The 15,982-nt window shown below is 63.4% G+C and carries 14 protein-coding genes; 6 read left to right on the top strand and 8 right to left on the bottom strand.

Annotated elements, in window-relative coordinates:
• Positions 1–37: 37 nt before the first annotated feature.
• Together AC3ANX_RS20730 and AC3ANX_RS20725 are read left to right on the top strand one after the other, a co-directional pair.
• Positions 38–427, top strand: a complete 390-nt coding sequence (locus AC3ANX_RS20730) for an MbcA/ParS/Xre antitoxin family protein (RefSeq protein WP_488337051.1) — start codon at positions 38–40, stop codon at positions 425–427.
• Positions 408–1,130: an RES family NAD+ phosphorylase gene (locus tag AC3ANX_RS20725; RefSeq protein WP_488337050.1), complete on the top strand. Its 723-nt coding sequence runs from the start codon at positions 408–410 to the stop codon at positions 1,128–1,130. The genes AC3ANX_RS20730 and AC3ANX_RS20725 overlap by 20 nt, the downstream gene beginning before the upstream one ends.
• Here AC3ANX_RS20725 and AC3ANX_RS20720 read toward each other — a convergent pair.
• Positions 1,127–1,492, bottom strand: coding sequence for a hypothetical protein (locus AC3ANX_RS20720; protein WP_488337049.1), 366 nt, complete (start codon positions 1,490–1,492; stop codon positions 1,127–1,129). The genes AC3ANX_RS20725 and AC3ANX_RS20720 overlap by 4 nt on opposite strands.
• A gap of 489 nt (positions 1,493–1,981) precedes the next feature.
• On the opposite strand from AC3ANX_RS20720, the gene AC3ANX_RS20715 reads away from it, so the two are divergent.
• Positions 1,982–3,517, top strand: a complete 1,536-nt coding sequence (locus AC3ANX_RS20715; RefSeq protein ID WP_488337048.1) for a reverse transcriptase domain-containing protein — start codon at positions 1,982–1,984, stop codon at positions 3,515–3,517.
• Positions 3,518–4,027: 510 nt separating this feature from the next.
• On the opposite strand, the gene AC3ANX_RS20710 is transcribed toward AC3ANX_RS20715, so the two are convergent.
• The 4 genes from AC3ANX_RS20710 to AC3ANX_RS20695 all read right to left on the bottom strand — a co-directional run bounded on the left by AC3ANX_RS20710 (position 4,028) and on the right by AC3ANX_RS20695 (position 8,038).
• Positions 4,028–5,221 carry an IS91 family transposase gene (locus AC3ANX_RS20710; RefSeq protein ID WP_488337047.1) on the bottom strand — a complete coding sequence of 398 codons (1,194 nt, stop codon included), beginning with the start codon at positions 5,219–5,221 and terminating at the stop codon, positions 4,028–4,030.
• A gap of 6 nt (positions 5,222–5,227) precedes the next feature.
• The gene (locus tag AC3ANX_RS20705) at positions 5,228–6,076 is read right to left on the bottom strand and encodes a tyrosine-type recombinase/integrase (protein ID WP_488337130.1); all 849 of its coding nucleotides are present in this window, start codon (positions 6,074–6,076) and stop codon (positions 5,228–5,230) included.
• A 228-nt stretch (positions 6,077–6,304) separates the two neighbouring features.
• On the bottom strand, positions 6,305–7,177 hold the full coding sequence (locus AC3ANX_RS20700; RefSeq protein WP_488337046.1) for a hypothetical protein: 873 nt from the start codon (positions 7,175–7,177) through the stop codon (positions 6,305–6,307).
• A 291-nt stretch (positions 7,178–7,468) separates the two neighbouring features.
• Positions 7,469–8,038: a recombinase family protein gene (locus AC3ANX_RS20695; protein WP_488337045.1), complete on the bottom strand. Its 570-nt coding sequence runs from the start codon at positions 8,036–8,038 to the stop codon at positions 7,469–7,471.
• Between the two features lie 446 nt (positions 8,039–8,484).
• Here AC3ANX_RS20695 and AC3ANX_RS20690 point away from each other — a divergent pair, with 446 nt between their 5' ends.
• The 3 genes from AC3ANX_RS20690 to AC3ANX_RS20680 are packed head-to-tail and all read left to right on the top strand — an operon-like array spanning position 8,485 to position 10,267.
• Positions 8,485–9,417: an ArdC family protein gene (locus AC3ANX_RS20690; protein ID WP_488337129.1), complete on the top strand. Its 933-nt coding sequence runs from the start codon at positions 8,485–8,487 to the stop codon at positions 9,415–9,417.
• Complete coding sequence (locus tag AC3ANX_RS20685; protein WP_488337044.1) at positions 9,414–10,067, top strand: hypothetical protein; 654 nt, start codon at positions 9,414–9,416, stop codon at positions 10,065–10,067. The genes AC3ANX_RS20690 and AC3ANX_RS20685 overlap by 4 nt, the downstream gene beginning before the upstream one ends.
• Entirely contained in the window at positions 10,064–10,267 is a 204-nt protein-coding gene (locus AC3ANX_RS20680) for a hypothetical protein (protein WP_488337043.1), read from the top strand. Before AC3ANX_RS20685 ends, AC3ANX_RS20680 begins: the two co-directional genes overlap by 4 nt.
• Positions 10,268–10,306: 39 nt before the next feature.
• On the opposite strand, the gene AC3ANX_RS20675 is transcribed toward AC3ANX_RS20680, so the two are convergent.
• The 3 genes from AC3ANX_RS20675 to AC3ANX_RS20665 are packed head-to-tail and all read right to left on the bottom strand — an operon-like array spanning position 10,307 to position 15,982.
• Positions 10,307–13,516 (bottom strand): efflux RND transporter permease subunit, encoded by a 3,210-nt coding sequence (locus AC3ANX_RS20675; RefSeq protein ID WP_488337042.1) that lies wholly within the window; start codon positions 13,514–13,516, stop codon positions 10,307–10,309.
• A gap of 4 nt (positions 13,517–13,520) precedes the next feature.
• Positions 13,521–14,684 (bottom strand): efflux RND transporter periplasmic adaptor subunit, encoded by a 1,164-nt coding sequence (locus tag AC3ANX_RS20670; RefSeq protein WP_488337041.1) that lies wholly within the window; start codon positions 14,682–14,684, stop codon positions 13,521–13,523.
• The gene (locus AC3ANX_RS20665; protein WP_488337040.1) at positions 14,681–15,982 is read right to left on the bottom strand and encodes a TolC family protein; all 1,302 of its coding nucleotides are present in this window, start codon (positions 15,980–15,982) and stop codon (positions 14,681–14,683) included. The genes AC3ANX_RS20670 and AC3ANX_RS20665 overlap by 4 nt, the downstream gene beginning before the upstream one ends.

The raw sequence follows: 15,982 nt of genomic DNA, 5'->3' as shown, positions 1-15,982 counted from the left end.
TGCGTCAAGTCCATATTTGGACAAGGAGTGATTTAAAATGGCGATTAGCGCCCCCGACGCCCATGCGGCCGTTGGGCGAACGGGGATTCCGGCCGAGCTGGAGGCCTTCTTCGCAATGGCCGAGCGGTGGGGCCTGTCCACCGACGAGCAGATCCTGCTGCTAGGTTCCCCTGGCCGTTCGACCTTCTTCAAATGGAAGAAGGAAGGCGGCAACCTGCCCGCCGACACGCAGGAGCGGCTCTCCTATATCTTCGGCATCTGGAAATCGCTGCGGATCCTCTTCACCGTCGACGAGCGCGGCGAGGAGTGGGTGCGCAAGAAGAACACGTATTTCGACGGGGCCAGCGCGCTCGACGTGATGCTCGAGGGCAAGGTCACCAGCCTCTACAAGGTGAAGCGCTTTCTGGATGCCCAGCGTGGCGGTTAAGATCGGACCCGTCGTGCCGTGGAATGGCGAAACCTTCCGGCTCATCCCGTCCCGTTTCCCTCCGGTGTCGGTGTACGAGGGGCTGGTCGCCAACGACCGCATTGATGCCCTTGTCGATATCGAGAACCTGACCAACCCTCGCCTCCAGTCACAGGCTCGCATCGCCAGTATGGAAAACAAGGATCCGAAGACGTCGGCGCGCCTCCAGAACTGGAATCTCGCCCCCTTCGCCTACGGGCATCCGGACGGCAGCACCTTCTTTGACGCCGACCGTCCGTGCCTCGAGGTCGCTGCCGACCGGCAGACCGCGCTGGCGATCTCCGTGGCAAAGCGTCAGCGCTTTCTCGCCTGCACTTCGGACGGCCCAATCGGCTTGGACATGCGCATGTTCAAGACGCCGCTGTCGGGCCGGTTCGTCGATCTGCGCGACCTCGGCGCGGAGGAGGTGCGGGACCGTGGACGCGACCTAGGCAAGTCGATCGGGGACGATGTCGACGGGGTGCTATTCCACCCGATCGAACGCCCCAGCGCGACGGCGATCTCCGTGCTGAACGGGTCGATTCTGGAGCAGACCCTCCAAGCGGTCCACTACCGCTACCAATGGAACGGCGAGCGGATATCGCTTCTCTACGCGTTCGACGACAAGGGTACCCGGATCGAGCCGGACCGTCTCCGCAGCGAGTTGAACTGCCTCGCCGCCTAGAGCGCGGCGGGAATCCTGCCTGCTCGCCAGCCTTCGAGCCGGACAATCTCGTGGAAATCGCAGCCCGGCGTCCTGCACACGATGCTGGGAACGACTCGGCCGTCGGCTTCGATCGTATGGTCGCGAAGGGCGATGCCGTGCCCGTGCGAGCACGTCACCTCCGCCTTGAAGCGGCGTATCGTGGAGGGGTGGCTGGCCTTCCAGTGAAGCATTTCTGGCCGACCTTCTCCGACGTGTTCCTTAAAACAGATGAGCGGGTAGGATCGCGGACGCGGAGCATTGCCAGTCGGCCGGGGAACCGGCCGCCGAGCCTTCGGTTCGCTGACGAAGAAGCGGAACACCGCCTTCAACCACTTTGGCATCGATTTCTCCCGCAAGCGCAACCATAAATTCCGTATACATCGATCAGAGTGTAGCCATAAGTGGACGTTCGCAGTGACGCATTGAACATCCGGCTTTGGTCGACACCTACCGAAGGTAGAACCCAAAACAGACCTTCGCAGGACCGCCCACACGTCCAAATTTGGACGTTCGATCATGCGATAAACATCGACCCAAGAGATACTTCCGTAGACCATGTTCGGGCGCTTGGACGGCGAGCGACGCCTCGCTTCGCGCTTGATTTAGAGAGGGGTTTGACAGGACCTAGGGTCGCGGCTTACCAAACGCACAGTGGCGTAGTAGCCGAGGTGGGGGCCAAAATAACAGGGCGCTGATGGCGCTCTATGCCTTGAGAATTTTGCACGACCAGCTTCTGTGAATGCAAAACAATTGAGAACACCGAGGTTTATGCCGAGGTGGAAATTTTTCTTCTCGGCTCCCACCGAAACATCACTGGGATACTTTGGCCAATGCGGACCGCGATCAGACGCGAAATAAAGAGTCTCTGCAATCGCCTTTTCGCCAAAGCCGTCGCCGAAGAAAAAACCGCACGTGAACATCGCGAGCGCTTCGAAAAGCGAACAGGAGTTGTGGCTCTAGCGCCTGCGACTGCGGCAAATTTATACCCAGATCGACATTTTGATCCAAAATATTGCAAACGAAATGCCAATTTTCTGTCCAAAGTAATTTGGCACAAGGTTCAGTTGCAGCAATATAAGCCTCGCCCGGCCGTTCACTTTCAAATTGACAAGCCGGGAGGGGGTAAGCGCGATATCATGGCGTTTTCAATTCCGGATTCTGCGCTTGCAAACGTGCTAATGCGAAGGGTCCGGGAAAGAAATCTGAAGCGCTTTTCTCCGCATTCCTTCGCGTATCATCCTGACAAAAACATATTTGATGCGGTTTTAGATCTCCGCGGATACATTGTATCAACTGATAAAATATATTCCGTTCAAGTTGATTTTACTAACTACTTTGAATCAATCCCCAGTGCGTTGCTGCGAAATCTTATGGATGATCGCAACCTCCTTATTATGACAGATGCTGAAAAGGCGGCTGTCAGGGAGTTTATGTTTCATCAGCACGCGCAACGAAATGAATATGCGTTGGGGAGGTTTGGTACGCGACGTCGAGGTACGCCGCAGGGTTCTTCGATATCCCTGCTGCTGGCAAACTTGGCAAATCATAATCTTGACGTCCGACTTGAAAAGATGCCGGGAAAGTTTGTTCGATTTGCCGATGATGTCACTGCGGTTTGCGGGAGCTACGAGAGCGCCGTTACGATTGAGGGCTGCTTCCAGGCGCATTGTAAAGACACTGGAATATTGATTAATGTCAAGAAATCGCCAGGTATTGCCATTTTGGCAGAAAAGCCTGGAGAGATTCGCACCACTCCCTTTATCGATTATCTTGGCTATCGTTTTATGCCAAAGGGGCTGACTTTGTCAGATGCCACCATTGCGCGAATTAAACGACGTATATCTCGTTTAATGAATATATATCTTATATATTACATAAAAACTGTATCGCTTAACTCCCATCGTGTAGATAGATTTGCTGGCTATGATTGGGATGTTCTCGGTCTTATCAGCGAAATTCGAAACTATCTCTACGGCGGGCTTAGCGAGGTTGAGTTGAGTGCCATGATGTACGATGGCAAAAAACTTAAAAAAATGCGCGGCTTAATGAGCTTTTATGCGCTACTCGATGACGATACGCCTCTCGCTTCCTTGGATGGATGGCTAGTCAACGCAATGAAACGGGTCACTCGAAAGAGAGATAAAATATTGCAGTCGAAGTACGGTGTTATGGGTCTCACGCCGAGCGAACGAGATTTAATCATGGGAACCTGGATCGATCCTAACAACTGGCGCGGTGAGAAGAAGGCAGATTTTAGAATTCCGAGCTTTCAGCGTGGGTGGAGGTCTGCGAGAAAGTATTACTTCACCTTTGGCTTGAAAGACATTGTTCCGCCAAAGTATGGGTATCAGTATTCAAACATGTAAAAGCCTCAAAAGGAGGCATTTGATTATTTATATCCTTAGCGTTTACACCGCTTTGGTTGCCATTTGAACGAACGTCTTCTCACGTTAATGGATACGGAAAATGCGGACGAGCTGTTATCCCCCAACGGGAGGCGTTCAAGCCCACTTCCCCGCCGCATGACTGAGCGGCCGCTTACCAGCGATCGCTGGCCGAAATCGGATAGGCGGCTTTCCTGAAGAGTTTCGGATGCCGGCAGGCGTACGAAAGTCTTGGAGGCCCGAACCCGCGGGCCACAGGCGATGCGCTATGGGGTTTTCAGTTTCCGACCTGCTGCGGTGACCAGCGACATAGCGGATGCGGGCACGGATTTGGATGCGGACCGTCGGAATTCGGGTCGACGTGATGGTTTCGCCAGCCAAGGTAACCCGGCTCTACTCGATATGGTTGGCGTCGGACGGCGATCGGGGCATGTGACATCAGCTCCGCAAGCATCGGTGCTGCGGGATATGGCGCGGCCGTGCCGTGCCGGGTCACGACGCCTGCGTCCCGGATAGTAGTTCACGCGCCGGTGGTGCGCGGGGCTGGCGCTGACGTTCAAAGGTCTCGACGACGACCATGCGCCCACCACAGCACGGGCATGGTGGCCGAATCTCGTCCGGTTCGGTTGGCGTATCGGCCGCGGCCGGGAGCGCCACCCCGAGTAGCTGGCGGACGTGATCCAGATGGGCCTTACGAGATGCACCGGCGAGCAGGCCGTAGTGACGAATGCGGTGGAAGCCCTTTGGGAGGACGTGGAGAAGGAAGCGGCGGATGAACTCGTCGGCGGCGAGTGTCATGACCTGCTGCCGGTCGGCACCGCCGCGGCGATAGTCCTTGTAGCGGAAGGTGACGCCGGTCTCGTCAAAGCGCAGAAGCCGGCTGTTCGAAATGGCGACGCGGTGGGTGTAGCGCGACAGATAGGCTAGCACCGTCTCCGGCCCGGCGAACGGGGGCTTGGCGTAGACGACCCAGCGCTTCTTCCGAACCGGCGACAGATAGCGCAGGAACGCGCGCCGGTCGGAGAGGTGCGCCATGCTGCCGTAGAACGCGAGCCGCCCGGCCTCGTGCAGCGCCGTCAACCTGGTCAGGAACAGGTGGCGGAACAGCTTGCCCAGCACGCGTACCGGCAGCAGGAACGCCGGCCGCGACGACACCCAGCGGCTGCCGTCAGGTGACAATCCGCCGCCCGGGACGATCATGTGGATATGCGGATGGTGGGTCATCGCCGAGCCCCAAGTGTGAAGCACCGCGGTGATGCCGATGCGGGCGCCCAGATGCTTGGGGTCAGCAGCAATGATCGTCATCGTCTCGGATGCCGCCTGGAACAGCAGGCCGTAGATCGCAGCCTTGTTCTGGAAGGCGATGTCGGCGACCTCGGCCGGGAGCGTGAAGACCACGTGGAAGTAGCCGACCGGCAGCAGGTCGGCCTCGCGCTCGGCGAGCCAGGTGCGCGCGGCCGCCCCCTGGCACCGTGGGCAGTGCCGATTGCGACAGCTGTTATAAGCGACCCGCCAGTGGCCGCAGTCGGTGCAGGCCTCGACATGACCGCCCATGACGGCGGTGCGGCAGGTCTCAACGGCCGTCATCACCTTGAGCTGGTCCAGGCTCAAGTGCCCGGCACGGGCCGTGCGGTATGCAGGACCCGCGGCACGGAAGATGTCGGCAACCTCGAAGGAGACGCGCATGCGGGCTCAGCCGCTCGACGATCTCCCCTCCATGGCGGTCACTCCCAGCCGGTCGAACGGGCTGGTCACGTTGCGCAACGTCCGGGTTGCGACCTTAGTGTAGAAGGCAGTGGTATCCAGCTTGGCGTGGCCGAGCAGCGCCTGAATGATGCGGACGTCAATCCCGTCCTCAAGCAGGTGGGTGGCGAAGCAATGCCGCAGGGTGTGCGGCCCGACCCGCTTGCCAATGCCCGCCGCCACGCTCGCATCGACGACGATGCGGTGCAGCTGCCGCGTGCTGAGCGGCTTGAGATAGTGTTGGCCGGGGAACAGCCAGCCGTCGACGTGCAGCACGCCCTCTTGTCGTCCAACCTTCCACCACTCGCGCAGCAGCGCCAACAGGGCCGATGGGAGCATGGCGTTGCGATAGCGGCCGCCTTTGCCGCGCTCGACCCTGAGCAGCATGCGCTCGCTGTCAACGTCACGCACCTTGAGCGCCGCGACTTCGGCCGCGCGAAGACCAGCACCATAGGCGACCGAGAGCGCCGCTTGGTGCTTGAGGCAGGTGGTCGCGTCGAGCAAGCGCGCCACCTCGTCCTGGCTCAACACCACCGGCAGCTTGCGCTCGTGCCGCGTACGGACCAGCTTGCGCGCCAGGTCGGGACGGTCGAGCGCGTGCGTGAAGAAGAAGCGCAGTGCCGCCACGATGCTGTTCATGGTCGGCGCCGTCACACCTAGGTCGCGCTGCTCAACTTGGAATCGCCGCAGATCTTCCGCCGTCGCTGTGTCGGGCGACCGCCCCAGCCACGTCGCGAACCGGCCGACGTCGCGAAGGTAGTTGCGCTGGGTATCTCGGCCGAACCGCCGTATCTCCATCTCGTCAATGAGACGCTGGCGCAGCGGGCTGACGGTAACAACAGGGGCGAGAGTATTCACGGCAGGGCTCCTTCTCGTGGAGCCCTGATGCTCTGCCCGCCTCCCGCAGCGCTCAACCCACCCGCGACGCTCGCCCGTTCACCTCAACCGTGCCGCGAGCACCCCTCCCGCGCAGCGGGTTCGTGCATCCACCGCAATCCTATGCTCGGCAACCGAAAGGGTCGCGGGCTAAAACAGCTCTGTCACCTTTAGGCCAGCCGCCACCGCCTCCGCCCGGACCTCCTCTGCGCGTTCCGTCATCTTCGGCAGCGCCACGATCGCCTGGGCCATCTCGACCTCATTGACCCGGAACGGGTGCCCCTCCGGCAGCGACTCGACCTGCTCGATGGCGGCGAGGTATTGCCGGTGCAGCCACACGTACTTGGAGCGGACCTCGAGTGCCGTATGCGCAAACCCGTCGCGAATGTGCTGGCCCACGCGGTCGAGGTATTCCGGGTACATGTCGGGCTCGCCGCCCGTGACCACGACCACCGACTGGAATGAGACGTAGTCGAAGTAGTGCCTGCCGTCCCGGTCGAGGGTCATGAAGTGCGAGGCATACTCCTGCTCGTCGTCCTCAGTGTGCATCTCGTCGCGGTACTCGCGCGCGATCGCCAGCAGGCCTTCATCGATTACGATCCGGGGGACCTGCGCGACCTTGGACTCAAGGAGGTAGGCGTCGATCATCGCGGGCCCGACGACGTGTCTCGCGGTATGGTGCAGCTTGCCGGCCGTCACGCCGCCCCGCACGAGGTAGCCCATGTGCGTCAAGTCGACCACGCAGAGCGCGATCTGGTTGAGCAAGTGGAACACTGCCGAGGGTTCTGTCACCTTGTAGGAGGCGACGATCGAGTCCGAGAACTGCGTCACCCGCTGCGACTTGAGGAAGGTGTCGTCGCCGATCTCGCCTAGGCGGTCCATGGCTTTCACAAGCCTCCGCAGTGCCACATCGTCTGCCGCCGTCCTGCCGACGATCTCACTAAAGCCGAGGAAGTCGATGAACAGGATGATCCGATCCTGATAGGTTGACGACTCCCCGCCCGCGTTATTCTTGCCCTTCATGGCCTGCCAGGTAGGTCTTAGTGCAGTGGCTTCAATGGCCTAGGGCGCGTCTGGCCATGCGCTGCAACGAATGTCGCGCAACGGCGCCTCCGATCGCGCCTGCGCGGACCGAACGGGTTGAAGCGCGGTTTACGCTCCGCGAATACTGGCGCTTTTCCTCGACTGCGCCGCGACGGCTGACATTGCGCCCGTAGCTGCCGACCGGCGACGCATGAACGAACGACGGCTTCGCGTCAGGTACCGCCGAAAGCGGCCCTTCCGCTTTCCACCCACGAAAGCGGAAATGCGGTCCTACGTCCCGGAAGTTGTTACCATATCCACCCGGGGGACGAACTTGTAGACGGTGCCTCGGGAGATGCCGAGTTGGCGAGCGATATGTGCGGGCTTTATACCGTCGGCGATCAACTTACGCACCGCGTCGGGATCAATACGCGGCTTACCGCCTTTGTAGACGCCCCGGGCCTTTGCTGCCTCGATACCTTCAAGTTGGCGTTCGCGTCGGAGGTTTGTCTCGAACTCGGCAAACACGCCGAGCATATCGAGAAATGCTTTTCCCGCTGCTGTGCTTGTATCGATCGGTTGCTCCGTCGCCTTGAGAGCAATCCCCCTGCCCTTCAGCTCGTGCACAAGATCCTGCAGATCTTTCATCGACCGGGCGAGCCGGTCAATGCGGGTCACCACCAAAGTGTCGCCTTTGCGAAGGAAGTCGAGCAGGACTTGCAATTCGGTTCGTGCGCCGCGCTCGCTGCCTGATTTTTTCTCCGATCGGATGGTCTGGCAGCCAGCGGCACGCAGCGCGGTTTCCTGTATCCCAAGATCCTGCTCGGAGGTCGATACGCGCGCGTAACCAAAAAGTGTCATTGGAGCCCTATCTGTTCAGTCAGGTTCTAGACCGCTTGCACGGAGTGTTCAATCTCTATGTAAAGGACCCTGATTAGACGGAAAGACTGTTCAGTGTGGTGTGTCCACTCACGGTATACCCTGGAAACACGCGCGGTGTGCCACGTGGCACACCCTTGGACGCGGAGGCGCGGCGTGCACCCTTCGGCGCGGCAGCCCTCCCCCGGAGGGCCGCCAGCGCGGGGGAACGCCAAGGGCGGCTGCCCTTTCGTTCCCGAACGACAATCAGATCACCCGTGTAATCCGCCAAGCGCGGCACCCGACGCCCTGTAGGCGCCGGCCGCGCTTGGGCGGCTCGCCCGCGCCAGTGGTCAGATTCTCGCCCTCCCTCCCCATCCAATTCCTCGCCGGAAAGGCAGAGCCGGTTGCTGTTGCGACCGGCTCTGCCTCAAAGGAAAGGAAAAATCATGGTACGGATCACCGACAACCGCGCCGACATCTATCAGGAAATCACCGATCAGATGATTGTCATGATCGAGGCTGGCACCCGGCCTTGGTCGAAATCTTGGAACGGCAGCACCGCGCCCAATATCGCGCTGCGCTCGACCGGCGTCCCCTATCGCGGCATCAACGTTCTGTCCCTGTGGGTCGCAGCGATGACCAAGGGCTATAGCTCGCCGCATTGGCTGACCTTCAAACAGGCCCTCGCGCTCGGCGGTTGCGTCCGCAAGGGTGAGAAGGGCTCGACGGTCGTTTATGCCAACAAGATCGAGGTTCACGACGGGAAAGACGATCAGGGCGGCGAGCGAGGTGACGACGGCAAACGGCAGGTCGCATTCCTCAAGCGCTACACCGTCTTCAACGCCGAGCAGATCGACGGCATCGAGGCGAAGTATCCGGCCCCCGCACCGATCATCACCGCCATCAATCCCGACGAGCGGGATGCCGAGCTGGACGCGCTCTTTGCTCGCGTGCCCGTCACCCTCAAGCATCATGGCGCGCAGCCCTATTATCAGCCGAGCAGCGATCACGTCGTCATGCCCGAATATACCGACTTCCATACGAACGATGATTATTACTCGACCCTCGCGCACGAGTTTTGCCATGCGACAGGCCACGTCGATCGGCTCGCCCGCCCCACCCTCATTTCCACGAAGCGCGAAGACTATGCCCGCGAGGAACTGGTCGCCGAGCTAGGGGCCGCGTTCGTCAGCGGTGCGATCGGTATCAAGCTCCACGATCGCGAGGACCATGCCGCCTATCTGGTGAATTGGTTGTCGGCGCTGCGTAACGACAAGCGTTGCATCTTCACCGCCGCAACGCAGGCACAGGCCGCGGCCGATTGGCTGTTGAGCCGGATGGCGATCGAGACCGCTCCCGACATGGAGGAGGCCGCGTGACCCAGCCCAACGACCCCGGCCCCGGCGAGGGCCGGGGCATCGCAGGGCGACTGGTCTACGACCCGAACTTTGCGACGGTAGACGAGACGACGTTTGACGAGCTGGTCGCGCTGATGCGCGACGGCGCGCCCCGCAAACCGCCGACACCCGAAGCATTATGGCGGCGCGCTTATCATGAGGCGATGTTCAACCGTCGCCTCGTCGGCGTGCAGCACGATCTATTCGGCGGCAAGCCGACGACGCACATGCACAAGGCGAAGCCGGGGCCGATCTCGGACTGGAAGCTCGAGCCGGTCGAGGAGAAGCTGGCGCGGATCGCGCGCGATCCTAACGCGACGTTCGGCATCGGCCGACCGGCGTTGACCGACGACGAAAAGACCGCCGTCATTCGCGGCGCGGCCAACTGGCTTCGCGTCGGACAGCGTGTCCGCATCGTCGGTTCGTTCGCCTCCTATGATGGCCGCGCCGATCGCCGCGTCGGGCGCAAGGGCGTCGTCTGGCGCTTGTGCAGCCCGGTTTTCGCCGATCACACCTATGTCTATCTCGATCCGGTCGGCGCGGAACGCGTCGAGAAGATCGCGATGGTGGAGCTGCGCGACGTCGCACCTATCGACGATGCCCCGATCGTGGCTATCCTTGCGCCGACATGATCGCGCTGCGGACCGCCACCCACTTTCTGACCGGAGAGCCGGTCGACCGCGACACCCGCCGCGCGCGGCTACTCGCCGCGCGCCGCAAGCCGATCGGCAGCGTCACCCGGCGCGGTATCCTGTCGGGCCATTGGGATCAGGGCACCGTCGTCGGGGCATTTCGTGGCGGACGCGGCAGCTTCCGCCAGGACCAGCGCTGAAAATCGCGCGCCGCTCCCCCGCCAGGCGGGCGAGCGGCGCTATTCCTCTTGCGGCCTTGGCGCTGTCGACGGTTGCACCCGAACCCGCATGCCGAACCGTGCGTAGAGCGTCGGCAGCACGAAGAGCGTGAGCAGCGTCGCCGAGATCAGCCCACCGATGACGACGGTCGCGAGCGGCTTTTGCACTTCCGCGCCAGCACCGTGACCAAGCGCCATCGGTACGAACCCGAGCGAGGCGACCAGCGCCGTCATGGCGACCGGACGGAAGCGCGTCAGCGCGCCTTCTCGCGCAGCGCGCGCGCGCTCCATGCCTTGTCGCATCAGCTCCTGGATCGAGCTGACCATCACCAGCCCGTTCAGTACGGCGACGCCGGACAGCGCGATGAACCCGACCGCGGCCGAGATCGAGAACGGCATCCCCCGCAGCACCAGCGCCAGAATGCCACCCACTAAGGCCAACGGAACGCCGGTGAACACCAGCGCCGCGTCGCGGACGCTTCCGAGTGCCCCGTAGAGAAGCAGCATGATGACGGCAAAGCAGATCGGCACGACGATCGTCAGCCGATCCCGCGCCGCGGCCAAGTTCTCGAACTGCCCGCCCCATTGGAGATAGGTGCCGGCAGGCAAACTCACCTGCGCGTCGATCGCGGCCTGTGCATCCGCGACCACGCCGGCGACGTCGCGCCCGCGGACATTCGCCTGAACGACGACGCGCCGCTTGCCGTTCTCCCGACTGATCTGGTTCGGGCCATCGCCGACCCCGATGTCCGCCACACTCGCCAGCGGCACGTAGGAACCGCCGGCAGTCGGCACCGGAATTTGTCCGATCGCCTGAAGATCGGCGCGGGACGTCTCGGCGAGACGGATCACGACCGGGAAGCGTCGATCGCCCTCGAAGATCATGCCTGCTTCGCGTCCCCCGATCGTGGCGGCGACCGTATCCTGCACATCGCCGGCAGTGACACCGACGCGCGCCATAGCATCGCGGTTGGGGCGGATATCGAGCAACGGCAGACCTTCGGTCTGCTCGACCTGTACGTCGGCCGCTCCGCGCACCTTGCGCAGCACCGTCGCGACCTGGGCCGCCGTCGCATTCATCTGCCCGAAGTCGTCACCGAACACCTTGACGGCGATGTCACCGCGCACGCCGGCGATCAGCTCGTTGAAGCGCATCTGGATCGGTTGGGTAATCTCATAGCCATTGCCGGGGATGGTCGAGAGCTTCTTTTCGATGCGCTCGACCAGCTCGGCCTTGGCGAGGCTCGGGTCGGGCCATTCGTCGCGGGGCTTGAGGATCACGAACGTGTCTGTCGCATTGGCTGGCATCGGATCGGATGCGATCTCCGACGTGCCGGTGCGCGAGAAGGCGAAGCGGACTTCGGGCTCGCGCGCGATCATCTTCTCCACCGCGAATTGCATGTGCTGGCTTTGCTCGACCGACGTGCCGGCAGGGCGCCATGCCTGGACGAGGATGTTGCCTTCGTCGAGCTGGGGCAAAAACTCCTGGCCGAGCGTCGAGAAAGCGAGAACCGCCGCGATCACCGCGACGGCTGCCGCACCGATCGTCACGCTGGGCCGGCGCATCGCGGCATCGAGGCCGGGTTCGTAGCGGCGCTTGAGCGTCGCGATGATCCGGCTTTCCTTCTCGTCGACGCGCCCGCCGATCCAGGCCGCGATCGCGGCCGGCACGAACGTCAGCGACAGAATGAAGGCGAACACGAGCGCGATGATGACCGTCAGCGCCATCGGCTCGAACATCTTGCCTTCCACGCCCGAGAAGGTGAGCAGCGGGGCATAGACGAGGATGATGATCGCCTGCCCATAGACCGAGGGGCGGATCATCTCGCGCGCGGACGCCGCCACGATCGCGAGCCGATCCTGTAGCGGCAATCGCTTGCCCAAGTCGTGTTGCCGTTCGGCAAGCCGCCGCAGCGCGTTCTCGACAATGATGACGGCGCCGTCGACGATCAGGCCAAAGTCGAGCGCGCCGAGGCTCATGAGGTTGGCCGACACGCCGGCACGCAGCATCCCGGCGCTGGTCAGCAGCATGGTGATCGGGATGACCAAGGCGGCAATCAGCGCTGCGCGAAAGTTACCAAGCAGCAGGAACAGGACGACGATGACCAGCACCGCGCCTTCCGCCAGGTTGCGGCCCACGGTCGCGATCGTCGAGTTGACGAGGTTGGTGCGATCCAGGACCGGCTTGACCACGATATCGGTAGGAAGTGAGCGGCCGATCGTCTTGAGCCGATCGGAGACAGCGGTTGCAACGATGCGGCTGTTCTCGCCGATCCGCATGACGGCCGTGCCGACGACGACCTCATGGCCGTTTTCGGACGCGGAGCCGGTGCGGATGCCCTGCCCTGCCTTGACCGTCGCAACTTGATCGAGCGTGATCGGGACACCTTCGCGGGTTGCCACCACCGTGCGCGCCAGCTCGTTGGCGGTGCGCACCCGGGCATCCGAGCGCACGAAGAGACCGGCGCCGTTGCTGTTGACGGTGCCGGCACCGATGCTGGTGTTATTGCGCTCGAGCGCCGTTGCGAGATCCTGGATCGTCAGACGAAGCCCGGCGAGCCGTTGCAGGTCGGGGACGACAAGATACTGGCGATCGTAGCCGCCCAGCGAGTCGACCCCGGCCACACCCGCAGTGCCTCGGAGCTGCGGCGCGACGATCCATTCTTGGACCGTGTGGAGATAGGTCGCCTTGTCCGCTTCGCTGACGAGGTGGTCGCCCTCGGGCGTGATATAGCTGCCGTCGCGTTGCAGTCCCGGCTCGCCGTCGCGGTGCCGCACCTTGTCCAGCTCGCGCAGCTCGACCGTCCACATGAAGATGTCGCCGAGGCCGGTCGCGATCGGCCCCATTTCCGGCATCACACCCTGGGGCAGACGTTCTTCCGCAGAGCGGAGGCGTTCGGCGACTTGCTGGCGCGCGAAATAGATATCGGTCGCGTCGGAAAAGACTGCCGTGATCTGGGCGAAGCCATTCCGGTTGAGTGACCGGGTATATTCGAGGCCGGGGATGCCGGCGAGCGAGGTTTCGATGGTGAAGGACACCTGCCGCTCGATCTGATCGGGCGACAGCGAGGGCGCCATCACGTTCACTTGGACCTGGTTGTTGGTGATGTCGGGGACGGCGTCGATCGGGAGGCGCTGGAGCGCCAGCGCGCCGAGCAGCGCCGCGATCCCGGTAACGAGCAGGACGAGCCAGCGGCGCTCGACCGCGAAGGTGACAAGGCGACCGATCATCGGATCAATCCATGTCCATTCCGCCGCCCTTGCCGAGTTCGGCCTTGAGCGTGAAGCTGTTGGTCGTCGCGACGCGCTCGCTGCCCGTCAGGCCGGTGGTGATGATGACCTGATCGCCATCACGACGTCCCGTCGTCACCGGCACCGCCTTGAAACCCGACGCGGCGCGAACGAACACGACCGTCTTGTTCTCGACCGACTGCACCGCCGTGGACGGCACGGCGATGCTGCGATCCCCGGTCGAGGGCAGCATGATGGAGGCGGTGACAGGCTCGCCCACCCGCCAGGTTGCGCCGGCATTGTCGAGGGTGGCGAGCACCTGAACCAGCCGGGTCGTCTCGTCGAGGACCGGCGAGACGAACGTCACCCGGCCTTCCTGCCGGCGTCCCGCTGCCGTCACCTCGACGCGCGCGCCGGGTTTTACCCGGCTAGCGTCGGCCGGTGCCAGCGATGCGGCGATGGTGATGCGTGAAAGATTGGCGACGCGGTACAACTCGCCATCGGCCGCGACGGTTTGACCCAATGTCGCGGGACGGGCGATGACCTGTCCGGCGATCGGCGAACGGATCGCGACGCGATTGAGCGCGCCGGCCCTGCCGCCCGTGGCCGATAGCTGTTGCTGTGCGAGCCGCAGCGCGATGTTGGCTTCCGTGGCCGCGGTCCGGGCGGCGATCAGATCCTGTTCGGCCGAGACGCGCTCCGCGAACAGGCTTTGTTCCCGGCGCAGATTCGATTGGGCGAGCGCGGCGCGGGCGCGGGCGGCCTCTATCTCTGCGTTCAGCGAGGCGGCTTCGCGGCTTTCGATCACCGCGAGTGTGTCGCCACGCCCAACGGCCTGACCGAGGTTGCGGTTGAGCGCGACCACGCGACCCCCGATCGTCGCGGACACGACCTGCACGCCCTGCGGATCGCCCTGGACCAGCGCCGGCAGCTCGATCGTACCCGCGATGCCGCCCACCGTGGGGCGGCCGATTTCAATGCCGGCGTCGGCAATCTGTCGGGCGGAAAGGGTTACAGCATCCTTGTCGGCCGGCTTCCCGGCCTCGCCCTTTTCCATTCCCTCCATGCCGGCCATGTCATCGGCCTTCTTCTCCCCGCTCCCACCACAGGCGAGCAGCGTCAGAGGAAGGAGGGCGGACAGCACAGCCCGCGCGGCGATCGTCGTCATTCCTGGTCCTTCGTCTGTTCGGGCGCGGCCGTCGTCAGCCGTTCGAGCCGTGCCTGTGCATCATGATAGGCGGCCAGCGCATCGATCGCGGCTCCCCGGGTTTCGGAAAGGGTGCGCTCGGCATCCAGAAGGTCGAGCTGACCGAACTTCCCCTCCCGATAACCGATGCGGGCAATGCGTGCCGATTCCATCGCCGCTGCGAGGACGGGACCGCTCGCCGTTCTGGCCGTCGTCGCGGCATTAGCCACTTCCGCTTCCGCGCTCGCGATCGATTGCCCCGCGTCGAGTTCGGCCGCGCGCCGCATCGCGTCCGCCTGATCCCGCTGCGCACGGGCTTGAGCCAGGGAGGCCCTGCCATTGTTGAACAGGGGCAGCGGCACCGACACGCCGACGACCGCGGCCATATCGTTGGACGCATCGAGCCGGCGTGCGCCGGCATTGATGGTTACGTCGGGGATACGCTGCGAGCGCGCAAGCCGTACTTGCGCATCGGCGGTCGACACCTCGGCGCGCGCTGCGGACAACGCCAGCGTCCCGCCCGGCTTCGCCGGCATGGATGGCCCGTAGCCCTGAATACGGTCGAACCATGCGAGATCGAGCGGGCCGGTCACGGGTTGCCCGATACGCCGCGCAAGATTGCCGCGCGCGACGTCCATCGTGCGTTGCGCGCGTTCGACCGCCGCGTCGGCATTGATGCGCAGCACGTCCGCGCGCTGCTCCTCGATCGGCGAAGCCCTGCCGGCGCGGACCCGGATGCCAGCGGCGCGTGCAGCCTCTGCGGCGATCACGGCCTGCTCGCGCGCGGTCGTGATGCGGCGCTCGGCCGCGACAGCCTCGATATAGGCTTGCGTTACGGCCAGCCGGATATCGGCCGCGGCGATGACGAGGGCGAGCCGCGCCTGTGCACCTTGCGCATCGGCGACCCCGATCCGGGCGGATCGCTTGCCGCCCAGCTCGATCGGCAGCGCTAGGCCGACCGTGGCCTCCGCGCTGCGCAGCCCGCGATATGCGCCCGAACCACCGAAATATTCGAGGCCGCCATTGAGCGTCGGGTTCGGGCGCAGGCCGGCCACGTCTCGCGCCGCTCCCGTAGCGCGGACGCCGGCTTGTGCGGCTTCGACCGATGGCGCCGCGGCGTCGGCGAGTGCCAGCGTCCGTTCCAGCGTCAGAACCGGGCCTGTCGTTCCGGCGACAGGCTGTGGTTGTGCCTGGGCTCGAGCAACGCCTGGCGAGACAGCGGCTGCCGCGATCAGGAAGCACGGCAGTTGGCGAGCCAGCAAAGAAGGGCGGGATGTCAT

The sequence above is a fragment of the Sphingomonas sp. BRN-1R genome, assembly GCF_057748035.1.
The sequence above is the reverse complement of the archived record's forward strand: the minus strand, read 5'-3'. Positions and strand labels throughout refer to the sequence as shown.

What these genes read in the sequence shown, in the direction of transcription:
- AC3ANX_RS20730 (WP_488337051.1), top strand. Translation starts at nt 38, where the DNA reads ATGGCGATTAGCGCCCCCGACGCCCATGCGGCCGTTGGGCGAACGGGG.
- AC3ANX_RS20725 (WP_488337050.1), top strand. Translation starts at nt 408, where the DNA reads ATGCCCAGCGTGGCGGTTAAGATCGGACCCGTCGTGCCGTGGAATGGC.
- AC3ANX_RS20720 (WP_488337049.1), bottom strand. Translation starts at nt 1,492, where the DNA reads ATGCCAAAGTGGTTGAAGGCGGTGTTCCGCTTCTTCGTCAGCGAACCG.
- AC3ANX_RS20715 (WP_488337048.1), top strand. Translation starts at nt 1,982, where the DNA reads ATGCGGACCGCGATCAGACGCGAAATAAAGAGTCTCTGCAATCGCCTT.
- AC3ANX_RS20710 (WP_488337047.1), bottom strand. Translation starts at nt 5,221, where the DNA reads ATGCGCGTCTCCTTCGAGGTTGCCGACATCTTCCGTGCCGCGGGTCCT.
- AC3ANX_RS20705 (WP_488337130.1), bottom strand. Translation starts at nt 6,076, where the DNA reads ATGGAGATACGGCGGTTCGGCCGAGATACCCAGCGCAACTACCTTCGC.
- AC3ANX_RS20700 (WP_488337046.1), bottom strand. Translation starts at nt 7,177, where the DNA reads ATGAAGGGCAAGAATAACGCGGGCGGGGAGTCGTCAACCTATCAGGAT.
- AC3ANX_RS20695 (WP_488337045.1), bottom strand. Translation starts at nt 8,038, where the DNA reads ATGACACTTTTTGGTTACGCGCGCGTATCGACCTCCGAGCAGGATCTT.
- AC3ANX_RS20690 (WP_488337129.1), top strand. Translation starts at nt 8,485, where the DNA reads ATGGTACGGATCACCGACAACCGCGCCGACATCTATCAGGAAATCACC.
- AC3ANX_RS20680 (WP_488337043.1), top strand. Translation starts at nt 10,064, where the DNA reads ATGATCGCGCTGCGGACCGCCACCCACTTTCTGACCGGAGAGCCGGTC.
- AC3ANX_RS20675 (WP_488337042.1), bottom strand. Translation starts at nt 13,516, where the DNA reads ATGATCGGTCGCCTTGTCACCTTCGCGGTCGAGCGCCGCTGGCTCGTC.
- AC3ANX_RS20670 (WP_488337041.1), bottom strand. Translation starts at nt 14,684, where the DNA reads ATGACGACGATCGCCGCGCGGGCTGTGCTGTCCGCCCTCCTTCCTCTG.
- AC3ANX_RS20665 (WP_488337040.1), bottom strand. Translation starts at nt 15,982, where the DNA reads ATGACATCCCGCCCTTCTTTGCTGGCTCGCCAACTGCCGTGCTTCCTG.